Here is a 22,593-nt window from a genome sequence, read left to right as displayed (position 1 = left end):
TTTTGTGCTAAGAAAGCAATGTGCTGGCGCGGTCCCCGATCCCTTTGATGAATAACTAACCAGTCCATACTGGAATATCGGCATTTTTTGGGAAAACATTGATTTTAATTCTTGCTGCTGCGGGCAGGCTCACGATGATGAAAAAAACAGAAAGCGTCGTGCGTTGGGGGCTGGCGGTGAAGAGATGTGAACGTAAACTGGGAGAGGCATGACCCTCCCCCTGCCTGGAATCAGAACTGTTCCCAGTTTTGGTTATTGCTTCCCGCGCTGCCTTTAGGGTTGGCGAGAGAGAACTTTGCGCTGGAAGGTCTTTTCAGCGGTGGTGCAATACGCTGTGACGACCCGCCTTCAACGATGAAGACCTTCATCAGTTCTACCAGATGGGCAGCCTGATCGCTCAGACTATCGGCAGCGGAAGCGGATTGCTCAACGAGTGCGGCGTTCTGCTGTGTGACCTGATCGAGTTGGTTAACGGCATCATGAATTTGCGAGACGCCAGATTCTTGCTCCTGCGTGGTGACGCCAATTTCGTTGATCAGATCGGCAACATTGCGCGCCTGACGGACCAATTCTTCGATCGTCGTTCCCGCATCGCTGACCAGCGCAGAACCCACTTCGACTTTCTCGACGCTGTGGCCGATCAGCTCTTTAATCTCTTTGGCGGCGGTGGCGGAGCGCTGTGCCAGCGAGCGAACTTCACCTGCGACTACTGCAAAGCCACGACCTTGCTCACCTGCGCGAGCGGCTTCCACCGCGGCGTTGAGCGCCAGAATGTTGGTCTGGAAGGCGATACCGTCGATGACGCTGATGATGTCGCCAATTTTCTGCGAGCTGTCGGTAATTTCTTTCATGGTGACAACGATATTGCTGACGGCTTCTCCGCCTTTCGCGGCGGTATGACTGGCGGCTTGTGCCAGTTGAGCGGCGTTACGTACGGTATCCGAGTTCTGGCGTACGGTTTGGCTCATTTCTTCCATAGACGCTGCGGTTTGTTGCAGGTTGGCCGCTTGTTCTTCCGTGCGTTGGCTAAGATCGGTGCTGCCTGCGGCGATCTGGCTGGCACCGGTCGCGATAGATTCACTGCTTTCGCGCACCTGTTCAACAATGCTACTCAGGCTTTTGCGCATACCGTTCATGGCTGCCAGCACACTGCGGTCATCACCGGAACGCAGGTTGACGGCTACCGCCAGATTTCCTTGTGCGGCCGCTTGGGCGATCTGTGCGGCGTAGGACACTTCGCCACCCAACAAGCCTTTGATCGTACGAGTAATCAATACGGAAACCAGAATGCCAACGAGAACCGCAATCGCCGCGTAGAAGATCAGAGTGTTACCATCTGAGCGAGCTTCCTGCATGGCGCTTGCCGTCATCTCCATCGTCCGCTTCTTCTGCAATTCCGTCATGCTGTCCAGCGCGGCGAAAACGGGTGCCTGCGTAATTTGCATTTCATTGACCATGAGCTGCACGGCTTGCGCTCTTTCTTCGGCGTTTTCAGATACGCCAAGTTCTACGGCTTTATTCACTGCGTCCCGATAGGCTGGGCGAGCCTGCGTCAGGCGGTCCAGCGAGTCACGAGACTCTGCTTCAGACAGGTTAGAATACAGTTTGGTCAGGATGTCGGTATTGCGGACAATTTGCTGATCAATCAGGCGTTTTTCTTCCTGAATGCGGCTGCTGTCGCTTGTCAGGCCGATAGTACGCACTGAACGGGCCACGGCATCAAAACCGCTTTTGGCATCCTGTATCAGGATCAGGCTGGTCAGGTTTTTTTCGGACAGCGACTCAATATCTTCGCTCAGATCGAGCAGATGCACACGTCCCAGAACGGCGACCATCAAACCGATGATGATGACAGAGGCGAAGCCAGAACCCAGCATGGTGCCAAGCTTCATTTTTGCTAAAAAATTCATAGTGTTCCTTTATTATTTTTCATCGGCTGATGCAGGCTCATGCCGTATGGATTTGGCATCTTCTACTTCTACTTCCACGAGAGGTCAGGAATAAGGCGTATTTCCGATTACATCATGTATTGGCATGCGAACTTGTGTCGTGGTGATAAGGGAACGCGTGGTTTCTTACCCCGTATGGATTATAACGGCAGCGCTTGGATATTCAGATGTGGAATATAAGAATAAAACGGGCGTATTTTCTGGCATAAGGAGGAAAACCGCTGAGTGTCAGCGGTTTTCCGTGGCGGAACGCGGTGACGCTTACATGACCAGCCAAAGCGCCCAAGTGAAAAGGAACCCAGCCAGTCCGAGGATTGTTGTCAGTACCGTCCAGGTGCGCAGGCCATCGGCGACGGACAGCCCCAGATATTTGGTGACAATCCAGAAACCGGAGTCATTGACGTGCGACAGGCCTAATCCGCCAAAACAGGCAGAGAGCGTCACCAACACCAGTTGCATTTGGTTCAGGCCACTGACGGCTTCACTTAGCAAGCCGCAGGTGGTGAGAATAGCGACGGTGGCAGAGCCTTGTGAGGCACGTAGCGCTAGCGACAGGATAAATGCGGCAGGCACCAGCGGCAGATGAATGCTGGTCAGCGTATCCGCCAGCGCTTTACCGATGCCCGATTCCACCAGTACTTTGCCGAATACGCCACCCGCACCGGTCACCATGATGACCATCGCAGCAGCAGGCATCGCATCGCCCATCACACCGCTAGCTTTTTCCAGCGACCAGCCGCGACGCAGGGCAATCAGCCAGAATGCCAGTGCCAGAGCGATCAGCAGCGCTACGGCGGGAGATCCAACCAGCGACATGACGTTACGCACCGGATGTCCGGCAGGTAAAATGGTCGCAGACACGGTGCCAAGCATAATGATGGCGATAGGAATGGCGATCAGCGCGGCAATCAATCCAGCTGAAGGGGCAGACGCGGGAGCCGTGTCCGGCGTGCTGTCTTCCGGTTTCGCCAGCTGTAACTGCTCTAACACTTCGACGGAAAGCGCATATTTACGGCGGTTCATAGCCTTGGCTGCCCAGTAGCTGATGATGCCGACAGGAATCGACACCAGCAGACCAATGATGGTCAGCCAGCCGATATCGGCATTCAACAGGCCAGCAGCGGCAACCGGGCCGGGGTGGGGCGGCAGCGCGACGTGCACCGTCAGCATTACGCCTGCGACGGGCAAACCGAATTTAATCGGAGAGACTTTAGCGACTTTTGCAAAGCCGTAAATAATCGGAGCGAGGATAATAAAGCCGACATCGAAAAAGACCGGAATACCCAGAATAAAGGCGGCGATGGTTAATGCTGCCACCATCAATCCCGGCCCCATTAATTGGGCAAAGCGGTGCGCTAAGGATTCCGCGCCGCCGGACACTTCGATCATTCTGCCGAGCATGGCACCGAGGCCGATAATAATTGCCACCGAGCCAAGAATACCGCCCATGCCGGAGGTAATCACCTTAATCACCTCACCAGTCGGAATACCCGTAGCTAAGGCAACGAGTAAGCTAACGACCAGCAGGGCGACAAAGGGCTGAATTTTAAATTTGATGACCATCAGCAGCAGGAGTAATACCCCGGCGATAGCGATGCAGAGTAAGAGCGAGGTGGCCATATTCTTATCCTCATTGACCCATTGTTTTCAATTCAGAGGCTGAAAAGGTATTGGGTTATTGTTTTATTTGAAGAAAAGGGTGACCTGACTCCCGCATTTGAATAATGCGGGAATCTGATCTTTTCTTTTTTATTTATTCGCGTCTAACGAATATGTCTCTGGTGTTAATATTATTTCTTGGAATTAGTGAGTTAGTGTTTTTTCTCCAGCCAGGGTTCAGCCCAGCCCAATCCGTCTTCGGTTTTACCACGCGGGTTATATTCACAGCCAATCCAGCCGGAATAATTCACGCGATCCAATTCGGCAAAGATGAATGGATAATTAATTTCTCCTTCATCGGGTTCATGCCGTGCCGGAACCGAAGCAATTTGAATATGTCCGATGCGGCCATCTAAATCGTGAATAATTTGCGTCAGGTTGCCATCGACAATTTGTGCGTGAAAGAAGTCCACCTGAATATAGATATTCGGCCGGTCGATCAGATTGGCTAATTCCAGCGCCTGATACTGACTGGCGAACAGGTAATTCGGTTTCACCTTCGCACTCAGTGCTTCAATCATGATATTGATGCCATGCGGCGCGAATTTATCAGCCGCGTAGCGCAGGTTATCGATGAAGGTTTGCTGATAGGCGTCACGGTCTTCACCGGGCGGAACGACGCCTCCCATCACCAGTACTGAAGGACAATTCAGCGCCAGTGCATATTCCAAGGCGTTATCGATGTCCCGACGGGCATCTTCAATACGGTCGGGCAGGGCAGACACGCCCCATTCACCCGCGGCGATGTTGCCGGGCGCAGTATTGAACAACACCTGCTTCAGGCCATTCTCCCTCAGCTTTTCCGCCAGCAGCGGTGCCGGATATTCATAAGGAAACAGGTACTCGACCGAGGTAAAACCCGCATCGGCAGCGGCTTTAAAGCGATCGAGAAACGGAACGTCTGTAAACAGCATAGAAAGATTGGCAGCAAACTTAGGCATGGTAACTCCTTGGCTCATCAAGAGAGCTCGGCAATATCGTCAGCGGTGAGGTAGCGAATTTTTCGGTCACCGAGAATAAAAATCAGCTTGGCGGTTTCTTCCAGCTCTTCCATGTTGTCCGCCGCTGCCCGCAGATTCTTACCGGTGACGACCGGGCCGTGGTTAGCCAGCAAGAAGGCTTTATAACGCGAGGCCAGCTTCGCCAGATCTTCACCGAGCCGCGCATCGCCGGGGCGGTAATAAGGCACGACGGGTACTTTACCGACGCGCATCACCACATAGGGTGTGAACGGCTTGATGGCATCCTGCGTATCCAACCCTTCCAGACACGAGAGCGCCGTCAGGTAAGTGCTGTGCAGGTGAACGATCGCTTTGCATTCGGGATCGTTACGGTAAATCGACAGGTGAAAACTGACCTCTTTCGATGGTTTATCGCCGGAAATCCACTCGCCGCTCAGGCTAACTTTGGACAGCCGCTCGGCATCCAGTTCGCCGAGGCAAGAGCCGGTCGGCGTTGCCAGCAGTGTACCGTCGTCCAGTAGAAGGGAGAGATTGCCAGCAGAACCGGTGGCGTAGCCGCGCTGGAAAAAGGATGCGCCCAGCTTGACCATTTCCGCGCGTGCTCGCTGCTCGCTGCTCAGCGACGCCTCTGTGCCGTTGTGATGTTCACTCATGCGGCAAACTCCTTTTGGGCGCGGGCAAAAAAGTCTTCATCGCCGAAGTTACCGGATTTCAACGCCAGCGAGAGTGGATGAGTGGTGGAACGCACCCACGGCACGCCGGGGGAAATGGACGGCCCAATATGGAACGCGTGAATACCCAGCGTTTGCACCACGATGCTGGACGTTTCACCGCCCGCGATGATGAAGCGCTTAAAGCCGTCTTCTTGAAGCTGGCGGGCGACGGCAGCAAACAGTTTCTCTACTGCATGGCTACTGGCTTCCGCACCCCAGCGCTGTTGAATCTGCGCCAGTTCGTCGGGTGAAGAGGTGGCGTACAGCAGCGGTGCGAGTGCATCGTCACGGTGTGCTTTCACCCAGTCGGCCAGTTCCTGCGCGTAGGATTGCTGAGCATCATCGCTTTCTAAGCAGCGAGCGACATCAATGGCACGACCCGCCGCCTGTTTCAGGTAGTGAGCGACCTGCTTGTTGGTCATCACTGAGCAGGAACCGGATAGCACAACGCCTGCGCCGGACTGCGGCTTACCTGCCTCGGTTGCGTAACCGGTTTGTTTTGTTGAGTCTGCCAGCTGGCGCGCCAGACCAATCGCTAGGCCGGAACCGCCAGTGACCAGTTTCATGTCGCGCAGTGCCTCGCCCTGTGTCAGCAGGTGCTGTTCGTTCAGCGTATCCAGCACCACATAGCGGATACCCTGTTCTTTCAACTGCACCAACCGCTGTTTGACGGCATCCGCACCCTGATCCATCACGGCATACGGCACCAGGCCGCATTGTCCCGCCGCCTGCTGTTCCATGACGCGCATCAGGTTGCTATCCGTCATTGGCGTAACCGGATGGTGGCGCATCCCAGATTCGGACAGCAGCTGATCCATCACGAACAGGTGGCCCTGATAGACGGTTCTGCCGTTCACCGGTAGTGCTGGAGAGATGATGGTTTGCGTTTCACCCAACTGCTCTAGCAGCGCGTCGGTCACCGGGCCGATATTGCCTTTCGCGGTGCTGTCGAAGGTGGAACAATATTTAAAATAGAACTGCTGGCAGCCCTGTTGTTGCAGCCACGCCAGTGCATTAAGTGAATCCGCCACAGCCTGTTCCGCCGAGCAAGAACGTGATTTCAGGCTAATTACGACGGCCTGTGTGTCGACTTTAAAGTCGGACGGCGGCACACCGTTGAGCTGCACGGTCGGCAGCCCGTTGTTCACCAGAAAGCTGGCGATATCCGTGGCACCGGTAAAATCGTCGGCAATCACACCTAGCTTAATCATGGTGCCTCCTTCTTTTCCGGCAGCGTAATGCCGTTAAAAATCTTGATGACCGCGCTGTCGTCTTCTTTACCGAACCCAGCGTTGCTGGCGGCGGTGAACATGTTGAACGCGGTAGAGGCCAACGGCAGCGGGAAATGAAGAGATTTGGCGGTATCGGTGACCAACCCCAGATCTTTGACGAAGATATCAACGGCCGATTTCGGCGTGTAATCGCCATCGACAACGTGGCGCATACGGTTTTCAAACATCCAGGAATTCCCGGCGGCGTTGGTTACCACGTCGTACATGATATCCAACGGGATATCGGCGCGGGCGGCCAGCGCCATCGCTTCTGCACCCGCGGCGATGTGTACGCCCGCCAACAGTTGGTGAATAATTTTAACCGTTGCGCCCAGCCCAATTTCTTCACCGATGCGGTAGACCTTGCCCGCGACGGCGTCGAGTACCGGTTTCAGTTTCTCAAACGCCAGATCGGAACCCGATGCCATTACCGTCATGTCGCCTGCGGCGGCTTTCGCGGCACCGCCGGATACCGGCGCATCCAGCATGACGAGCTGATGTTCCGCCAGACGCTGCTCGATATTTTTGGCATCCTGCGCGGAGATCGTTGAGGACACCATGACCACGGTGCCGGGCTTGAGCTTCGCTGCTACCTGCGGCTCGCCGAACAGAATCCCGTTCACCTGTGTAGCGTTCACCACCAGCAGTACCACGGCATCCAGCTTGTCAGCGAAAGCATCAATGCGCGTGTCAGCCTGCGCCGCACCCGCCTGACGTAACTTTTCGAGTGCCTGCGGATTGATATCGACGCCGTATGTCGTCAGGCCCGCATTGATGCAGGACGCCGCAGCGCCAAACCCCATGGAACCCAGACCGATAACGGCGACAGCATAATCAGAAGTCTTTTTCATCGTGGTTGCCTTGTTAAAATTAGTGATTTTTTGTGCTCTGGTGTTAAATATAAGGACTATCAGAACAAATTGTGGTGATTTTTATCACATAAATTAACATTTAAATCGTGATGATTCAGTGTAGTTGAACACCGTTTACTGCGTGATTTTCGTTATTAGTTTTATTTATCAGATGATTATGTCTATTTTGACGCTGGGGGATGATGAGAACGGTCATGTCTGGCGTGGTTTGTGGCGTGAATTTATGGTAATTATCGTCATTAAACGGGGTGTTTCTCACAATCTTTACCAAACTGACTTTATCAGACCAGCATTATCAAACAGGGAACGGACAGCGTGATACCAGTAGAACGTCATCAACAGATTCTGGCGCTGATCGCCGAGCGCGGCGCGGTAAGCATTAACGAGCTGACTGAGCGGCTGGGCGTGTCGCACATGACGGTGCGGCGCGATGTGCAAAAACTGGAACAAGACGGCCTGCTGCTGAGCGTCTCCGGCGGCGTGCGTTCACCTGAACGGCTGGCGACTGAGCCGTCGCATCAGGATAAATCCGTGATGTTCAGCCAGCAAAAAGCAGCGATGGGTAAACTGGCCGCGCAGCACATTCCGTTGAATAGCTGCATTTATCTGGATGCGGGTACCACCACGCTATCGCTAGCGCGCGAACTGGCCGAGCGTGACGATCTCCTGATTGTCACCAACGATTTTGCGATTGCCGCTTTTCTGATTGAGTCCAGCCAGTGCCGTATGATCCACACGGGCGGCACGCTGTGTCGGGAAAATCAATCCTGCATTGGTGAAGCGGTGGCACAGGCGCTGCGCAACCTGTTTATCGATATTGCGTTTATTTCTGCATCCTCATGGAGCCTGCGCGGGCTGTCCACGCCGAACGAAGACAAAGTGGTCGTGAAACGTGCGGCGGTGGAAGCCAGCAGAAAACGCGTCTTGCTGTGCGACACCTCAAAATACGGCCGCATCGCCACCCATCTGGCCACGCCGCTCGACGTCTTCGACAGCATCATTACCGATGACGGCCTGCCCGTCGCCGCCAAAGAGGCGCTGAGCAAAATGGGTGTGGAGGTGCTGGTGGCGGGGTGAGGAGGATAGCCAAATTGGGACGGCCTAACTATCGTCTTGAGTCCAATGTGGAAATAAACGTATTATCGTGATGTCGTTAATTAAATAAACTCATGAAAAACAAAGGAATGTAAATAATGAGCGTGCGTAGTGAAATTATTGATGGCCGACAAGCCTCTGGTGTGACATATGGCTTGATTTATACCGAGGTGCTAGGTTGGATTGATTTAGGCCATGCGAAAGGGGACGACATTAAGGATATTATTCAACAAATGTATGTCGGAGAGAATACTGAAGATGGAATGCCATACTACGATGTGACCTATAAACAAGGCATGATTGGGCTCAGAAGAAGTGTCACTATCAACCGGTTTATTAAATGGCGGATAAGAAAAGGAAGATCTCTTCAGGAAAGACAGAGTATTGCACTTGCTATGATGCTCACCGTTGCGAAACGGTTTGAATCTATGCAGGCCTCTTTTCCATTCAATTTAGTTACAGATAGTGGATTTAGTGGGGAAGATCTTGTTTCAGATTTATTAGGTTTTTACCGAGTGGTTTCTACTCCTAACCCTTTTTATTTATTACGGCCAGTGAGTAAAGAAGAAGCATTAAACCGATGGGATTTTTATGGCCCTATCGGAAATTTCAAAAATATAGGATTCCGCCCTATTTTATTTCCAGACCCTGAGAAGATGCCGCATGCTCAACCTCGATTGGGATATCTCCCCTCTTTTATGCAAACAATACAGCCCTATAATGATTTTAAGTCAGGAAATGTAGGTATTGCATCCTACGATGGCACTGAAATTATAACGCATTTCTTTGAATAAAATGAAAAAAAAGATAATTATATTACTCGCCGTATTACTCCTAATTGCCTTGCCACTTATCTATTATTGGCCTGCAATAGTCATTCTGACAGAGGGGAGTTCTCGTTATTCGGAACAGGACACCCGACGATATGAAATGCTGACGGACGAGATCATTAAAAATTGCCCGCGCATTTCTTCTGTCTATGATTTTGGCTATGCCACGGTTGATGGCCCTGCGTTGGAAGTCAGCAATATTACGTTTCAAAATACCAATGATGCGACAAATATACGCGCTTATTTGAAGTCGCTTGGTTTTACCCTGAGTTATACAGACACGACAGGTGAGTATTGGAAGTCTACAGATTCAGATAAAACGATACATATAGGAATCATCAGAGATCCTAAAACCGTTGTCGTTGATGTTATTCGAAAATAGCCCTGTTCGGGGTAGCCAGTGCGTTTGAATAGATACGTAGCTCTCCACTTGTGACACCTGCCGTCATCCACGTGTAGTGAAAACCTGTAAAATCTACTTCACCTAGGATAAGTGAGTTTTTACTTATGCCTCTCCTTTCCTTGTAATTTTTCCGTCATCTCCCAGTTATTTTTCTGTCATGCGCCCGTGTCATGTTTACCTTCGCATAAAAAACGCCGTGATGATGGCGAACTTAATTGATTGCAGGAGACAGGCATGTTCAACAACACAATTCGTAAAACACATGCTATTCGCACCGCAGCGGCGTGTGTGGCATTCGCGCTGATGAGCGCCGGTGCGCAGGCCGCGACAGATATTCCTTTCTGGCATTCCATGGAAGGCGAGTTAGGGAAAGAAGTGAATTCTCTGGCTGACCGTTTTAATAAAGAACACACCGACGTAAAAATTGTACCGGTCTATAAAGGTAACTACGAACAGAACCTGGCTGCCGGGATTGCGGCCTACCGTGCTGGGAATGCGCCCGCTATTTTGCAGGTCTATGAAGTCGGTACTGCGACCATGATGGCAAGTAAAGCCATCAAGCCAGTCTATGAAGTCTTCAAAGACGCTGGCATTAATTTCGATGAGTCGGTGTTTGTACCGACCGTCTCCGGTTATTACACCGATGCGAAGAGTGGTCACCTGCTGTCGCAGCCATTTAACAGCTCGACCCCCGTGCTGTATTACAACAAAGATGCTTTCAAGAAAGCCGGTTTAGATCCAGAGCAGCCGCCGAAAACCTGGCAGCAAATGGCTGACTACACCGCCAAATTGCGCTCAGCCGGGATGAAGTGCGGCTACGCTAGCGGCTGGCAGGGCTGGATTCAGATTGAAAACTTCAGCGCCTGGAACGGTCTGCCCGTTGCGACCAAGAATAACGGCTTTGACGGCACCGATACGGTACTGGAATTCAACAAACCTACGCAGGTCAAACACATTCAGCTGTTGCAGGACATGAACAAGAAAGGTGATTTCACCTATTTCGGACGCAAGGATGAGCCGACCGAGAAGTTCTATAACGGCGAATGTGCCATGACGACCGCGTCTTCCGGCTCGCTGGCGAACATTCGGGAGCATGCCAAGTTCAACTATGGCGTCGGTATGATGCCGTATGACGCCGATGCTAAAGGCGCGCCGCAGAACGCCATTATTGGCGGAGCTAGCCTGTGGGTGATGGGCGGTAAAGATGCGGCGACCTACAAAGGCGTTGCTGAGTTTATGCAATTCCTGGCGAAGCCAGAAAATGCCGCTGAATGGCACCAGAAAACCGGTTACCTGCCGATCACCACGGCGGCGTATGAGCTGACGCAGAAGCAGGGCTTCTATGAGAAAAACCCCGGTGCGGATATTGCTACGCGTCAGATGCTGAACAAGCCACCGTTGCCGTTCACCAAAGGTATGCGTTTGGGCAATATGCCGCAAATTCGTACCGTCGTGGATGAAGAATTAGAAAGCGTATGGACAGGTAAGAAGACGCCACAACAGGCGTTGGATAGCGCGGTAGAACGCGGTAACGCGCTGCTGCGTCGCTTCGAGCAGTCAACGAAGTAATACGCTGCTGTTGAGTCATATCGGGCCGAAAGGAATCGGCCTGTTTCTTTTCTGTTTGCAATGAGTTACCGCATGACATCATCCCGCCCCGTTTTTCGCAGCAGCTGGTTGCCCTACGTGCTGGTGTTACCTCAACTGCTGATTACCGTGATTTTCTTTATCTGGCCTGCCGGTCAGGCGCTGTGGTATTCGGTGCAGAATCTGGATCCGTTTGGGCTATCCAGTGAATTCGTCGGCATGGAAAACTTCCGGCAGCTGTTCAATAACCCCTACTACCTTGATTCTTTTTACACCACGCTGATATTCAGCTTTCTGGTGGCCGGGTTTGGCATGCTGATTTCACTCTTTCTGGCCGCGCTGGTGGACTATGTCATCCGTGCCAGCCGTCTGTATCAGACCTTGATCATTCTACCTTATGCCGTGGCACCCGCTGTCGCCGCCGTGCTGTGGATGTTTCTGTTTAACCCTGGACTCGGGCTGATTACCCATTTTCTTGGGCTGCTTGGCTATACGTGGAACCACGCGCAGGACAGCGGGCAGGCGATGTTTTTAGTCGTACTGGCGTCGGTGTGGAAACAGATTAGCTATAACTTTTTGTTCTTCCTTGCTGCGCTGCAATCGATCCCCCGTTCGCTGGTGGAAGCGGGCGCGATCGACGGGGCAGGGCCGGTACGGCGGTTCTTCAATCTGGTGCTGCCGATGATCTCGCCGGTGAGCTTCTTCCTGTTAGTCGTCAATCTGGTGTATGCCTTTTTCGATACCTTCCCAATCATCGATGCCGCGACGGCCGGCGGGCCGGTGCAGTCGACAACTACGCTGATCTACAAGATTTATCGCGAAGGCTTTGCAGGGTTGGATCTGTCCAGTTCGGCGGCGCAGTCGGTGATACTGATGCTGTTGGTGATCGGGTTGACCGTTATTCAGTTCCGTTTTGTGGAACGGAAGGTGAATTATCAATGAAGGTGAATCTATGAAGGTCAATGGCAATGATTGAGAATCGTCGCGGGTTAGATATTTTCAGCCACGTCATGCTGATCGTCGGCATTCTCGCCGTATTGTTCCCTCTGTACGTGGGGTTTGTCGCCGCCACGCTGGATAATCAGGAAGTCTTTCAGGCTCCGATGACGCTCATCCCCGGTTCGCACCTGTGGGGAAACCTGCGTGATATCTGGTTGCACGGTGCGGGCAATAACACCACGCCGTTCGGGCTAATGCTGCTCAATAGCTTCGTCATGGCGCTGGCGATCACGGTAGGCAAAATTACCGTATCGATCCTATCCGCTTACGCCATCGTTTATTTTCGTTTTCCACTGCGCAACCTGTTCTTCTGGATGATTTTCCTGACGCTGATGCTGCCGGTAGAAGTGCGTATTTTCCCGACGGTGGAAGTGATCGCGCGGCTGGACATGATGGACAGCTACACCGGTTTAACGCTGCCGCTGATGGCGTCGGCGACCGCAACTTTCCTGTTTCGCCAGTTCTTTATGACGCTGCCGGATGAACTGATGGAAGCGGCGCGTATCGACGGTGCCAGCCCGATGCGTTTCTTCTTCGACATGGTGTTGCCGCTGTCGAAGACCAATCTGGCGGCGCTGTTCGTGATCACGTTCATTTACGGCTGGAACCAGTATCTGTGGCCGCTGCTGATAGTTAGCGATGCCAATCTGGGCACCGCGGTTGCGGGGATTAAAAGCATGATTGCCTCCGGTGATGGTGCAACCCAGTGGAATCAGGTGATGGCCGCGATGCTGTTGACCATGCTGCCGCCGCTGCTGGTGGTGCTACTGATGCAGCGCTGGTTCGTTCGCGGTCTGGTCGACAGCGAAAAATAAATCGAGACTAATTTCGGAAACGCTTATGGCATGTTTAAAACTTCAGGCTGTCACCAAGTCTTACGATGGCAAAACACAGATTATCCAACCCATCGATCTGGACGTCGCGGATGGCGAATTCGTCGTGATGGTGGGACCGTCGGGCTGCGGTAAATCGACGCTGTTGCGCATGGTGGCGGGCCTCGAACGTACCACCAGCGGCGATATCTATATTGATAACCAGCGGGTCACCGATCTGGAACCGAAAGATCGCGGTATTGCGATGGTGTTCCAGAATTACGCGCTTTATCCGCACATGAACGTGTTCGACAATATGGCTTACAGCCTGAAAATTCGTGGCTTCGGTAAGACGCAGATTCGTGAGCGTGTGGAAGAAGCGGCACGTATTCTGGAACTGATGCCGCTGCTGCAACGCAAACCGCGTGAGTTATCGGGCGGCCAGCGTCAGCGCGTGGCGATGGGGCGGGCGATTGTGCGTGAACCGGCGGTGTTCCTGTTTGATGAACCGTTGTCGAATCTGGATGCCAAACTGCGTGTACAGATGCGGCTGGAATTGCAGCAACTGCACCAGCGTCTGAAAACTACCAGCCTGTACGTCACGCACGATCAGGTCGAAGCTATGACGTTGGCGCAGCGCGTCATCGTGATGAATAAAGGTATCGCTGAACAAATCGGCGCACCGTCTGATATTTACCGCCGTCCAGCGTCACTGTTCGTGGCCAGTTTTATTGGTTCACCGGCGATGAACCTGTGGGCAGGGCGCATTAGCGATGACGGTTGCCGCTTTGACATCGGTGAAGACATCGCGTTGGTGCTGCCTGAACCGAAGCCGCAATGGCGTGGTAAAGCATTGACGCTGGGGGTGCGGCCGGAGCATATTCAGCTGGCGACGCGTGAAACCGGCGGTATACCGTTGCAGATCTCAACACTCGAACTGCTGGGCGCGGACAATTTAGCGCACGGTAAGTGGGGCGGGCAAAACGTGATTGCGCGGCTATCTTATGAGCACTGTCCCGCCATTGGCTCGACGCTCTGGCTGCATTTGCCGACGTCATCATGGCACCTGTTTGATTCGCAAAGCGGATTACGGATGGAATAATGGAAATAATCTGGCCTTACCCGACCATTGTCGCCCATCGTGGCGGCGGTTCACTGGCACCGGAAAACACGCTGGCGGCGATTGATGTCGGCGCCAGCCTCGGTCACAAGATGATCGAGTTTGACGCCAAGCTGTCGCAGGACGGCCAGATTTTCCTCTTACACGACGACACACTTGAGCGTACCAGCAACGGCTGGGGTATCGCGGGAGCGTTGCCGTGGGACAAACTGGTCGGGTTGGATGTCGGCGGCTGGTACGGTCATAAATTTGTCGGAGAACGTCTGCCGCTGCTATCGGAGGTGGCAAAACGCTGCGTGCAGTACGGCATGGCGGCCAATATCGAGATTAAACCCACCACTGGATATGAAACGGAAACCGGGCGCGTGATTGCGCTGGCAGCGCGTCAGCTATGGGCCGATCATCCGATCGCGCCGCTGCTATCCTCGTTCTCTATCGACGCTCTGGAAGCGGCACAGCAGGCCGCACCAGAACTGCCGCGTGGGCTGTTGCTGGATGAGTGGGAAGAGGAGTGGCTGGCGTTAACGCAGCGTCTGGGCTGTGTGTCCATCCATCTGAATCACAAACTGCTGACGGCAGAGCGCGTTGCGGAACTGAAAGCTGCGGGTTTACGCATTCTGGTTTATACCGTTAATCAACCTGATCGCGCGCAAACTTTGCTGGATTGGGGCGTTGACTGCATCTGTACTGACCGGATAGATTTAATCGGGGCACACTTCGCGACCGGCTGAGGTCTGCCTTTATACCCGTCATACTTCAAGCTGCTTGTGCGTTGGCTTCTCTTGCTCACCCCAGTCACTTACCTGAGTAAGCTCCTGGGGATTCACGCGATTGCCGCCTTCACGCAACTCGAATTATTTAGGGTATGCCCCGCATTATCTTTATTGCGGCGGACCTTCTTTCTGACTCGGTGCCGGTAATAAGGAAGTGGCTTCATGCCTGCATTTATTGTTTCGCTTTGGCACCAGATTTTTCTGTCGTTACCTCTCTTTGTTCTTATCGCGCTCGGCTATAGCCTGATTCGCTACGGTAAATGGCCGACCACCGTGACTGACGGCATGACGCGCTTTGTCTTCTCTGTCGCAATGCCCGCGATGCTGTTCCGCCTGATGTCGGATTTCTCCAAACGGCCAGTGGTGGATGCCCGGCTGCTGATCGCCTTTTTCGGCGGCTGCCTGCTGGTGTTTGTTCTCGGCCGCATTGTGGCGCGCAAAGTCTTTCATCTCGATGGTGTCTCCGGCTCGCTTTTCGCGCTGAGCGGTATCTTCTCCAACAACGTGATGCTGGGGCTGCCGATTGCCACGCTGATGCTGGGTGAAGAGGCGATTCCGTCCGTCGCGCTGGTCGTGGTGTTTAACGGGCTTATTCTGTGGACGCTGGTAACGGTGTCGGTGGAATGGGCGCGTAACGGGGCGTTGTCGCTACAGGGCTTTACCAAAACCGCGTTGGGCGTGCTGAAGAACCCGCTGATTATCGGCATTTTGTCCGGCACCGTCTTCAGCCTGACGGGCCTGCCGCTACCATCGTATGTTGACCAGCCGCTTGCCATGCTGGGGCAGATTGCCGCACCGCTGTCGCTGGTGGCGCTGGGGATGGGGCTGGCGGAATACCGCGTGCGTGATGGTTGGCAGATCAGCACGGCGATTTGCACCATCAAACTGCTGGTCCAGCCGCTGGTGATCTGGGGGATTGCTATCGCGCTTGGCCTGCCGGAAATGGAGACGCGTGCGGTCGTGCTACTGGGGTCGATGGCGGTGGGCGTCAACGTCTATCTGATGTCGCGCCAGTTCGACGTACTGGGTGGCCCGGTGGCGTCTAGTTTACTGCTATCAACGGCGATGGCGGCATTAACCACGCCGTTGATTTTGACACTGATGGGGGTGCGGTTATAGGCCGCACACCCATCAAGGGTTCTGTTGAATTGGCGGTGGTGGGGTAGTTCTCTGCGACCGCTGTAAATCCTTCTGTAGCTGCTGCTGACGTTGTTGCTGCAACTGCTGGTTACGCTGCTGGAGCTGCTGATTCAACTGTTGTTGCTGCAACTTCTGGCTCTGCTGCATATTCTGCTGCAACTGTTTCTGACTGCTGATGCCGCTTTCAAACTGCTGCTGAGGCGTAGGCGCTTGCGTTGCGTTGGCGCTCGCCAGAAGCGGCAGGCAGAACAGGGCAGCACAGGCTAATAATGTCTTAGGGTGTTTCATTAAACCTCCACACAGGCTGTATGCCTGCATCGTGTTTTCATCAGTACATTACCCTGACGTGTTTCCTTAAGTGTAATCGCTGCGAATGAAAACGTCGTGCGAAGTAAGCTGATGTTGATTACTTAAGCTCATTTTTAGGAGAAACACGGGGATGAGGTTCCCGCAGGGATACCTCGCCACGTGGTCGCTCCGTGTATCTCGTTTCTTAAACGATCGACATGAGTGCAGAATCATCCGCATTCCTGTGCGCCTTGCTTTTGGGCACGTGCTGGGAATGCGTTATACTGCGGCGGAATTTTTCTTCGTGGTTGACGCTATCTCATGTTCCATATCGCGCTCTATGAGCCTCAAATTGCACCGAACACCGGCAATATTATCCGACTGGTTGCCAACAACGGCTGTATGCTTCATTTGATTGAACCGCTGGGGTTTGATTTTGAAGAGAAGAAACTGCGCCGCGCAGGGTTGGATTACCACGATCTGGCGAACGTCAGTCGTCATAAAAACTATCAGGATTTTCTGGCTGCGGTTCCCGGAAAACGTATTTTCGCCTGTACCACCAAAGGCAGCCGCCCCTACGATCAGCCGACCTACCAGCCGGGCGATGTGTTGCTGTTTGGATCGGAAACATCCGGCCTGCCAGACGAGATTCGCAACGGCTTCGAGTCAGATTTCCGTATCCGCATTCCAATGCAGTCCGACAGCCGCAGCCTGAATCTGTCCAATGCGGTGGCAATCATCAGCTATGAAGCCTGGCGGCAAAATGGCTTCGGCGATTGCCTGTAGTTAGCTGTATGTAGTTATATGTAGCTACTCTGTTCTACTGCTGCGCGATGGTGATTTCTTTGACGGCGGATTCACCAAAAACACCACTTCCCCACGATAATACGGTGAAGTGGCAAGGCGCTGCTGCCACCGCTTTTCCCACTTGCCGTTTTGCACCAGCCCTAATCGGAAAGGAAGCGTTAGCTTCATCAAGGCGGGTAGATACTCGGCGTAGTTGGTAATGGTGCTGCGCCCCTGATAGGTCTGCACCACCACTTCATCCAGCTTGCCCTGTAAGCGGTTCAGCGTGGAGACATCACCGGTTTTAGACCAGTCGAGCAACCCTGTAATGCTGAGCTGACACTCTTCGGGTAAACGCTCGCGCAATTGCGTCAGAAATGCGACATAGCCTGCCAGTTGGTAGCTTTTCGCGTCAAAATCGATCTGAATCCCGACAACCTGATTACCGTGGCGTTGCCACTTTTCCCGTAACTTTAGCATTCGGTTCAGGTGACGATCGGAAAGCTCCAGCGTGGTCATGCGGAAAGCCAGCCAGACGCGGTTAACGCGCAGCTGGCTGGGCGGAATCCCCTGACGCAGGAAAACGACCTTGCCCTGACGGCGGGCGATTTCTCCCTGATGCAGATACAGAGTTTTTGCCTGATGCAGAATTGGCTGTGGCCGCACCGCTGCCCACAGCCAGAAATCCTGATAGCGTGTCGCATCGACGATGGGGAGTGCAGCGTTGACGGTTGAAGGTTCAGCGTTAACGGAAGTGGCCTGCGTACAGAACGAGAGCAGGCAGGCCAGCACCATTAGCGGCGTTACCAGTAATAATCGAGCTTTTCTGCCCACTCGCTGCCTTTGTATTTGGTCTTCAATTGGGTAAACCAGGCTTTGCGGGTTGCCTTGCTGATTTCCTGTGGTCCGCAGTCGTTATAGCCACTTGGCGCATAGCAGTAGACCGCGCGATACAGGGCATAGGTTTTGTCTTCCGGTGGCGCTTTGGGATCGGCGATCACTCGTACATAACCATCCAAACGGTTATATTCGGTGCCAACGAATTGCGCTGGCGCATTGGTTAACCCACTCAGCATGTTGCTTTCACCCCAGTCGAAGCCCACGCTGTTATTGGTGCGTAGGAAAAACTCGCCGAGGCAGTTAATCGCACGGGCATCATTGGGGTGTTGGCTCAGCGTCGTGACCACGTTTTCCAGCGCTGGACATTGGTAGCCTTCTTCGGTGTCGCTACCGTCCCAGTCAAATGCCGTCAAATCTTCCTGATTCCAACTCTGGTTTTCGCTGCTGACCAGCGGCGCGATGTCTTTTCTCAACTGAACATCTTTGAGATAGCTGGTGTAATCACCGTGGGTCAGCGATTTAGTTAACAGCGTATGCAGCGCGATAGCCCGTTCTTCATGGGTTTGTTGTGGACCCGTTTGCTGACGGAGCAGATCGGCGTTGGCGCTGGTTTTCAGCACCGCAGAACGAAAACGCAGATTTTTCACCGGACTGTCAGCGGCAAAGATGCGCTCTGGGTGTCCCGCTTTGGCCAGCGTTTCCGCTAGTGCCAACTGTAGGAACTGATTTTGGCTATATCCCATATTATGCGTTAACAACTGGCGCCAGTGCGCTTCAGCCTCATCCCAACGCTCCAGACGCACCAGCGCCCGACCGCGTAATACTTGCAGGCTGAAACGCACGGTATCTGTTAGGTCACCTGCCTGTATCGCGGGAACGCGGTTAACCACGGCGATGTAATCTTTTTGATCATAAAACAGCTGTGCTGCCTGAAGGTAGCTGAACGCTTCCTGCATATTGTCTTGCTCAAACAGCGGTTTCTGCGCGGTCAGCTCATCAGTGGATAATGCGGGTAATGCCATCCATCCCTCATCTGAACGCAAGCGCTTAAGATCTTGCACCATCGTCAACGGCGCGCTGCCCGGTGCGCTGGTGAACTGACGATTTTCCAGCAGCTTGTTGTCGATCTCGTCGCTCAACTCAAGGAGGGTTTCGACGTCGGAGGTGTTGTCCAACTCGTGTTGGTACGTTTTCGCTAAGGCATTCACATCGTCCATGATCCAGTAAGCGCGGCGGTATAACCCGTTAGCGGATTCGATGTATTGCCCGTCTGGATACTGTTTCAGATAGTCGCCAATATGCTGAATGGCCAGCTGTGCCGCGGCTTTATCGGCTTTACTGGCATCGAACATGTTGTATTCATCTAGCGCGTTTTCCATGGCTTTATTGATTGCCACGCGAATCAACATATAGCGTGAGGTTTCCGCGACCCATGGCTGCGGTGACGCCGTTAACGCCTGAAAGCCGCTTTCCGCCTCATCGAAGTGGCCTTGATAAAACGCCAGAACCGTAACCAGATACTGCTTGAGTGCACCAGCATGCCCCTCATCCGGCAAACTGGCGAGACCCGCTACCAGCGCCTCTTTCGCATAAAGCGCATTGAGGAGATTCACACGCTGATGTGCCAGCAACGTGCGCTGCTCATCGGTGAGCTGTGTGTCAGCCAGCAGGACGTCGAAAAATGCTTCCAGCGTGGAGAGCTCATTGGAAATATGCCGTCCTTCGTTATCGTCAGGCGAAAACGTGGAAATAGTGCCCTGAACGGGTAAAGGAAGATTGAGCCGCTTTGCTTTATTGAGCGTTGAAAGGTAAGGCGCATCTGCTGTGACATCTTCCCCCGACGGCGAAACCGCTTCCGTGGCCGCAATCCCCATGACCCGGTAGGCTGTGAAAGGGTCGATACGTGAACGCGTTTGGTCGGGTAAAGGATGGGGTAACGGAAGCGACATGCTGTGGAGACGGCTTTGCAGCAGCATCAGGTTAGCACGCGTGTCGTTGCCCGGCTGCAAATAGGGCAAGGCGGATACGCCACATTCTGAGTCGGAAAAGCCGCAAACTCCATCGCTGGAACTGAATGCCTGACTGCTCATTAACGCGGTCAGTACGCCAGCCAGCAGCGTTACTCCTTTCATGGTTAGTATCCTTCATTCAACACGGGTCTTGCCTGTTTTCGGCATGAGTGGGATCACTCTACGCAATCGCGTAAAAAACTCAATGCTGGGGAGATAAGCATTATGTGACAGGTGCCCGTGCGGGCACCTGAGAGGATGTTGCGGTAGGAACGATTTTGCCTGATTTACCGCTGATGTAACGGTAGCCAGATGATTAAGCGTAACCCGCCCAGTGGACTGTCCTCCGCTTTTACCCAGCCTTTGTGCTGCATAATGGCGGTTTCCACGATGGCGAGCCCTAAACCGCTTCCGCCGGATGCGCGGTCACGTGCTTCATCCGTACGGTAGAAGGGGCGGAAAATCTGTTCACGATCTTCCGGGCTAACGCCGGGGCCATCGTCATCCACTTTGATGGTGATGCCCTGATTATCCACCGAGAAAGCCACTTCGATGTGGTTGTGGGAATAACGTAGCGCGTTGCGCACGATATTTTCCAACGCACTGTCGAGTGAGGCAGGGTTGCCAAAGAGTGTCCACGGTCCCGGAGGATAAGGTACTTCCAGCGTTTTGCCCATTTGCTCGGCTTCAAAGGCGGCATCATCCAGCACATTGCCCCACAGTTCATCGGCACGCAGGAACTCACGGGTCAGCTCGTTCTTGTGTTGATTACGTGAGAGCACCAGCAGATCGTTAATCATGCTGTCGAGCCGCTGAGTTTCCATCTCAATGCGGTTCAGCTCATTGCCTTCACCCTGACGCCGACGCAGCAGTGCCGTCGCCAGCTGCAAGCGCGTCAGCGGCGTGCGCAGCTCATGAGAGATATCCGACAGCAGACGTTGCTGTGCGGTAACCATCCGTTCCAGCGCGCTGACCATCTGGTTAAAGCTGACGCCCGTAGCCAGAAACTCCTGCGGGCCGGACTCTAACTCAGGGTGTTGGCGTAAGTTTCCTTTGGCGACTTCGTCGGCAGCGTGTTTGAGCTTACGTGCGGGTTTCGCCAGGCTCCAGGCGAGCCAGAGCAACAGCGGTGAACTGATCAGCATGGTGAAGATCAGCAGCAGTAAAGGACGGTCAAATAGCAGACTAATGAAATCTGACTGCGGACTGCTGGCAGGACGAATCAGGTAAAGCTGGTAGTTGTCATCACCATCGCGGATTGCAAAAGGACCGAGAAGCTCAATGCGGCCGTAATTTTTCTTTTGCGGGTGGTCGGCGTTATCCGACAGCCCGATAAAATTACGCACAATCGGGGTTTCATGCTTTTCTGCGCCGAAAATTCGACCTTCGCTGGTGACCAGAAAAAGACGTTGCCCCGGAGGAGCCCACTTTTCCAGCACCCAGAACAGCCGCAACCACCAGCGCAGATCGTTAGCTGGTGTGTTGGCGAGGTCTGCTTCAATGTGCTGTTCCAGCATGATGCCCTGCCGCTGCTCGTTTTCCAGCAAGGCGGTAAGCTGGCGCGAGTCCAGCTTGGGCACCATCAGAACCAGCATAAGTACCAGCGCCAGCGTTAACCAAAAAATGGCAAAGATACGGGCAGTCAAACTATTGATCATGCAGCCGATACCATCAAATAGCCTCGTCCACGCAGCGTTTTAAACCAGGGTAAGCCATCCTTACGTTCTGGCAATTTACGCCGCAGGTTCGAGATATGCATGTCAATCGCACGGTCAAACGGCGTCAGTCGTTTCCCCAGTACTTCCTGACTTAAATGTTCGCGCGAAACCACCTGTCCCAGCCGCTGTGCCAGCAGATAGAGCAGCGTGAACTCCGTGCCTGTCAGGTCCAACACGATATCGTCAAAGCTGGCTTCCTGCCGTCCGGGGTTCAGACGCAGGCCATCGACTTCCAGCGTCGGCGCGCTGTTATCACCTGCCTGCTGTTGATCGGTCCAATTGGATCGGCGGAGAATCGCGCGAATCCGCGCCACCAGCTCCCTGTCGTTAAAAGGCTTCGGCAGATAATCATCTGCACCCAGTTCCAGACCAAGAACGCGGTCCAGTTCACTGCCGCGGGCGGTCAACATGATGACCGGCGTTTGATGCTGCTGTCGTAGTTCTTTTAATGTATCGATACCGTTTTTCTTCGGCATCATCACATCCAGTAATAACAGGTCAATGGTGTTATCTACTATCTGTAACGCCTGCTCGCCGTCGTAGGCGACAACGACGTTAAAACCTTCCATTTCGAGCAATTCTTTCAATAAAGATGTCAGCTCTCTATCGTCATCAACCAGCAGAATTTTATTCATGTTTTCTCTACCTCCAAGGGCAAAATACGACATAGATTAGCGCTATTCCATGACTTTACGTAGTTTTACATCCTCTGACGCATGTTTGCAGCAAGATGCGTAGACTCATGCTCATTGATTCACAAAATGACG

21 protein-coding genes are annotated in these 22,593 nt (G+C 53.4%); 10 read left to right on the top strand and 11 right to left on the bottom strand.

The features are described from left to right. Positions 1 to 230: 230 nt before the first annotated feature. From GZ59_RS21280 to ltnD, 6 genes are all read right to left on the bottom strand, one after another. The gene (locus GZ59_RS21280; protein ID WP_039294312.1) at positions 231 to 1,910 is read right to left on the bottom strand and encodes a methyl-accepting chemotaxis protein; all 1,680 of its coding nucleotides are present in this window, start codon (positions 1,908 to 1,910) and stop codon (positions 231 to 233) included. A gap of 300 nt (positions 1,911 to 2,210) precedes the next feature. Continuing rightward, positions 2,211 to 3,569 carry a GntP family transporter gene (locus GZ59_RS21275; RefSeq protein ID WP_039294309.1) on the bottom strand — a complete coding sequence of 453 codons (1,359 nt, stop codon included), beginning with the start codon at positions 3,567 to 3,569 and terminating at the stop codon, positions 2,211 to 2,213. Between the two features lie 191 nt (positions 3,570 to 3,760). Further along, a complete protein-coding gene (gene otnI / locus GZ59_RS21270; RefSeq protein WP_011095794.1) occupies positions 3,761 to 4,549 on the bottom strand; it encodes a 2-oxo-tetronate isomerase in 789 nt (262 codons plus the stop codon). A 17-nt stretch (positions 4,550 to 4,566) separates the two neighbouring features. After that, positions 4,567 to 5,223, bottom strand: a complete 657-nt coding sequence (otnC, locus tag GZ59_RS21265) for a 3-oxo-tetronate 4-phosphate decarboxylase (RefSeq protein WP_011095793.1) — start codon at positions 5,221 to 5,223, stop codon at positions 4,567 to 4,569. Next, a complete protein-coding gene (gene otnK, locus GZ59_RS21260) occupies positions 5,220 to 6,494 on the bottom strand; it encodes a 3-oxo-tetronate kinase (protein ID WP_039294307.1) in 1,275 nt (424 codons plus the stop codon). The genes otnC and otnK overlap by 4 nt, the downstream gene beginning before the upstream one ends. Next, the gene (ltnD, locus tag GZ59_RS21255; protein WP_011095791.1) at positions 6,491 to 7,405 is read right to left on the bottom strand and encodes an L-threonate dehydrogenase; all 915 of its coding nucleotides are present in this window, start codon (positions 7,403 to 7,405) and stop codon (positions 6,491 to 6,493) included. The genes otnK and ltnD overlap by 4 nt, the downstream gene beginning before the upstream one ends. A 336-nt stretch (positions 7,406 to 7,741) precedes the next feature. Between ltnD and ygbI the strand changes: the two genes are divergently transcribed. From ygbI to GZ59_RS21205, 9 genes are all read left to right on the top strand, one after another. Next, complete coding sequence (gene ygbI / locus GZ59_RS21245) at positions 7,742 to 8,503, top strand: DNA-binding transcriptional repressor YgbI (RefSeq protein WP_011095789.1); 762 nt, start codon at positions 7,742 to 7,744, stop codon at positions 8,501 to 8,503. 116 nt (positions 8,504 to 8,619) lie between these two features. Further along, positions 8,620 to 9,315 carry a hypothetical protein gene (locus GZ59_RS21240; RefSeq protein ID WP_011095788.1) on the top strand — a complete coding sequence of 232 codons (696 nt, stop codon included), beginning with the start codon at positions 8,620 to 8,622 and terminating at the stop codon, positions 9,313 to 9,315. Between the two features lies 1 nt (position 9,316). Then, entirely contained in the window at positions 9,317 to 9,733 is a 417-nt protein-coding gene (locus GZ59_RS21235; protein WP_011095787.1) for a hypothetical protein, read from the top strand. Positions 9,734 to 9,988: 255 nt separating this feature from the next. Then, entirely contained in the window at positions 9,989 to 11,323 is a 1,335-nt protein-coding gene (ugpB, locus tag GZ59_RS21230; protein ID WP_011095786.1) for a sn-glycerol-3-phosphate ABC transporter substrate-binding protein UgpB, read from the top strand. 72 nt (positions 11,324 to 11,395) lie between these two features. Then, the gene (ugpA, locus tag GZ59_RS21225; RefSeq protein WP_011095785.1) at positions 11,396 to 12,283 is read left to right on the top strand and encodes a sn-glycerol-3-phosphate ABC transporter permease UgpA; all 888 of its coding nucleotides are present in this window, start codon (positions 11,396 to 11,398) and stop codon (positions 12,281 to 12,283) included. A gap of 26 nt (positions 12,284 to 12,309) precedes the next feature. Further along, positions 12,310 to 13,155: a sn-glycerol-3-phosphate ABC transporter permease UgpE gene (ugpE, locus tag GZ59_RS21220; RefSeq protein WP_039295339.1), complete on the top strand. Its 846-nt coding sequence runs from the start codon at positions 12,310 to 12,312 to the stop codon at positions 13,153 to 13,155. Positions 13,156 to 13,180: 25 nt separating this feature from the next. Next, positions 13,181 to 14,254, top strand: coding sequence for a sn-glycerol-3-phosphate import ATP-binding protein UgpC (locus GZ59_RS21215; protein ID WP_011095783.1), 1,074 nt, complete (start codon positions 13,181 to 13,183; stop codon positions 14,252 to 14,254). Continuing rightward, a complete protein-coding gene (gene ugpQ / locus GZ59_RS21210) occupies positions 14,254 to 15,003 on the top strand; it encodes a glycerophosphodiester phosphodiesterase (RefSeq protein ID WP_011095782.1) in 750 nt (249 codons plus the stop codon). Before GZ59_RS21215 ends, ugpQ begins: the two co-directional genes overlap by 1 nt. A gap of 204 nt (positions 15,004 to 15,207) precedes the next feature. After that, the gene (locus GZ59_RS21205) at positions 15,208 to 16,164 is read left to right on the top strand and encodes an AEC family transporter (RefSeq protein WP_011095781.1); all 957 of its coding nucleotides are present in this window, start codon (positions 15,208 to 15,210) and stop codon (positions 16,162 to 16,164) included. Positions 16,165 to 16,176: 12 nt separating this feature from the next. Here GZ59_RS21205 and GZ59_RS21200 read toward each other — a convergent pair whose 3' ends face one another. Continuing rightward, on the bottom strand, positions 16,177 to 16,473 hold the full coding sequence (locus GZ59_RS21200) for a hypothetical protein (protein ID WP_011095780.1): 297 nt from the start codon (positions 16,471 to 16,473) through the stop codon (positions 16,177 to 16,179). A gap of 321 nt (positions 16,474 to 16,794) precedes the next feature. Between GZ59_RS21200 and GZ59_RS21195 the strand changes: the two genes are divergently transcribed. Beyond that, on the top strand, positions 16,795 to 17,259 hold the full coding sequence (locus GZ59_RS21195; RefSeq protein ID WP_011095779.1) for a tRNA (cytidine(34)-2'-O)-methyltransferase: 465 nt from the start codon (positions 16,795 to 16,797) through the stop codon (positions 17,257 to 17,259). 24 nt (positions 17,260 to 17,283) lie between these two features. Here GZ59_RS21195 and GZ59_RS21190 read toward each other — a convergent pair whose 3' ends face one another. The 4 genes from GZ59_RS21190 to cpxR all read right to left on the bottom strand — a co-directional run bounded on the left by GZ59_RS21190 (position 17,284) and on the right by cpxR (position 22,461). After that, positions 17,284 to 18,093 (bottom strand): DUF3142 domain-containing protein, encoded by an 810-nt coding sequence (locus GZ59_RS21190; RefSeq protein ID WP_039294292.1) that lies wholly within the window; start codon positions 18,091 to 18,093, stop codon positions 17,284 to 17,286. Then, positions 18,063 to 20,231: a PA5441 family protein gene (locus tag GZ59_RS21185; protein WP_039294291.1), complete on the bottom strand. Its 2,169-nt coding sequence runs from the start codon at positions 20,229 to 20,231 to the stop codon at positions 18,063 to 18,065. The genes GZ59_RS21190 and GZ59_RS21185 overlap by 31 nt, the downstream gene beginning before the upstream one ends. 164 nt (positions 20,232 to 20,395) lie before the next feature. Beyond that, positions 20,396 to 21,766 (bottom strand): envelope stress sensor histidine kinase CpxA, encoded by a 1,371-nt coding sequence (gene cpxA / locus GZ59_RS21180; RefSeq protein WP_011095776.1) that lies wholly within the window; start codon positions 21,764 to 21,766, stop codon positions 20,396 to 20,398. Further along, entirely contained in the window at positions 21,763 to 22,461 is a 699-nt protein-coding gene (gene cpxR / locus GZ59_RS21175) for an envelope stress response regulator transcription factor CpxR (protein ID WP_011095775.1), read from the bottom strand. Before cpxR ends, cpxA begins: the two co-directional genes overlap by 4 nt. Between the last annotated feature and the right edge of the window lie 132 nt (positions 22,462 to 22,593).

The sequence above is a fragment of the Pectobacterium atrosepticum genome (assembly GCF_000740965.1).
Lineage (GTDB): Bacteria > Pseudomonadota > Gammaproteobacteria > Enterobacterales > Enterobacteriaceae > Pectobacterium > Pectobacterium atrosepticum.
Note: the sequence above shows the minus strand (reverse complement) of the source record. Positions and strands in the feature narration are given on the sequence as shown.

Excerpts from the sequence above, each read along its gene's own strand:
- GZ59_RS21280 (WP_039294312.1), bottom strand. The coding sequence starts at position 1,910 with ATGAATTTTTTAGCAAAAATGAAGCTTGGCACCATGCTGGGTTCTGGC.
- GZ59_RS21275 (WP_039294309.1), bottom strand. The coding sequence starts at position 3,569 with ATGGCCACCTCGCTCTTACTCTGCATCGCTATCGCCGGGGTATTACTC.
- otnI (WP_011095794.1), bottom strand. The coding sequence starts at position 4,549 with ATGCCTAAGTTTGCTGCCAATCTTTCTATGCTGTTTACAGACGTTCCG.
- otnC (WP_011095793.1), bottom strand. The coding sequence starts at position 5,223 with ATGAGTGAACATCACAACGGCACAGAGGCGTCGCTGAGCAGCGAGCAG.
- otnK (WP_039294307.1), bottom strand. The coding sequence starts at position 6,494 with ATGATTAAGCTAGGTGTGATTGCCGACGATTTTACCGGTGCCACGGAT.
- ltnD (WP_011095791.1), bottom strand. The coding sequence starts at position 7,405 with ATGAAAAAGACTTCTGATTATGCTGTCGCCGTTATCGGTCTGGGTTCC.
- GZ59_RS21240 (WP_011095788.1), top strand. The coding sequence starts at position 8,620 with ATGAGCGTGCGTAGTGAAATTATTGATGGCCGACAAGCCTCTGGTGTG.
- GZ59_RS21235 (WP_011095787.1), top strand. The coding sequence starts at position 9,317 with ATGAAAAAAAAGATAATTATATTACTCGCCGTATTACTCCTAATTGCC.
- ugpB (WP_011095786.1), top strand. The coding sequence starts at position 9,989 with ATGTTCAACAACACAATTCGTAAAACACATGCTATTCGCACCGCAGCG.
- ugpA (WP_011095785.1), top strand. The coding sequence starts at position 11,396 with ATGACATCATCCCGCCCCGTTTTTCGCAGCAGCTGGTTGCCCTACGTG.
- ugpE (WP_039295339.1), top strand. The coding sequence starts at position 12,310 with ATGATTGAGAATCGTCGCGGGTTAGATATTTTCAGCCACGTCATGCTG.
- GZ59_RS21215 (WP_011095783.1), top strand. The coding sequence starts at position 13,181 with ATGGCATGTTTAAAACTTCAGGCTGTCACCAAGTCTTACGATGGCAAA.
- ugpQ (WP_011095782.1), top strand. The coding sequence starts at position 14,254 with ATGGAAATAATCTGGCCTTACCCGACCATTGTCGCCCATCGTGGCGGC.
- GZ59_RS21205 (WP_011095781.1), top strand. The coding sequence starts at position 15,208 with ATGCCTGCATTTATTGTTTCGCTTTGGCACCAGATTTTTCTGTCGTTA.
- GZ59_RS21200 (WP_011095780.1), bottom strand. The coding sequence starts at position 16,473 with ATGAAACACCCTAAGACATTATTAGCCTGTGCTGCCCTGTTCTGCCTG.
- GZ59_RS21195 (WP_011095779.1), top strand. The coding sequence starts at position 16,795 with ATGTTCCATATCGCGCTCTATGAGCCTCAAATTGCACCGAACACCGGC.
- GZ59_RS21185 (WP_039294291.1), bottom strand. The coding sequence starts at position 20,231 with ATGAAAGGAGTAACGCTGCTGGCTGGCGTACTGACCGCGTTAATGAGC.
- cpxA (WP_011095776.1), bottom strand. The coding sequence starts at position 21,766 with ATGATCAATAGTTTGACTGCCCGTATCTTTGCCATTTTTTGGTTAACG.
- cpxR (WP_011095775.1), bottom strand. The coding sequence starts at position 22,461 with ATGAATAAAATTCTGCTGGTTGATGACGATAGAGAGCTGACATCTTTA.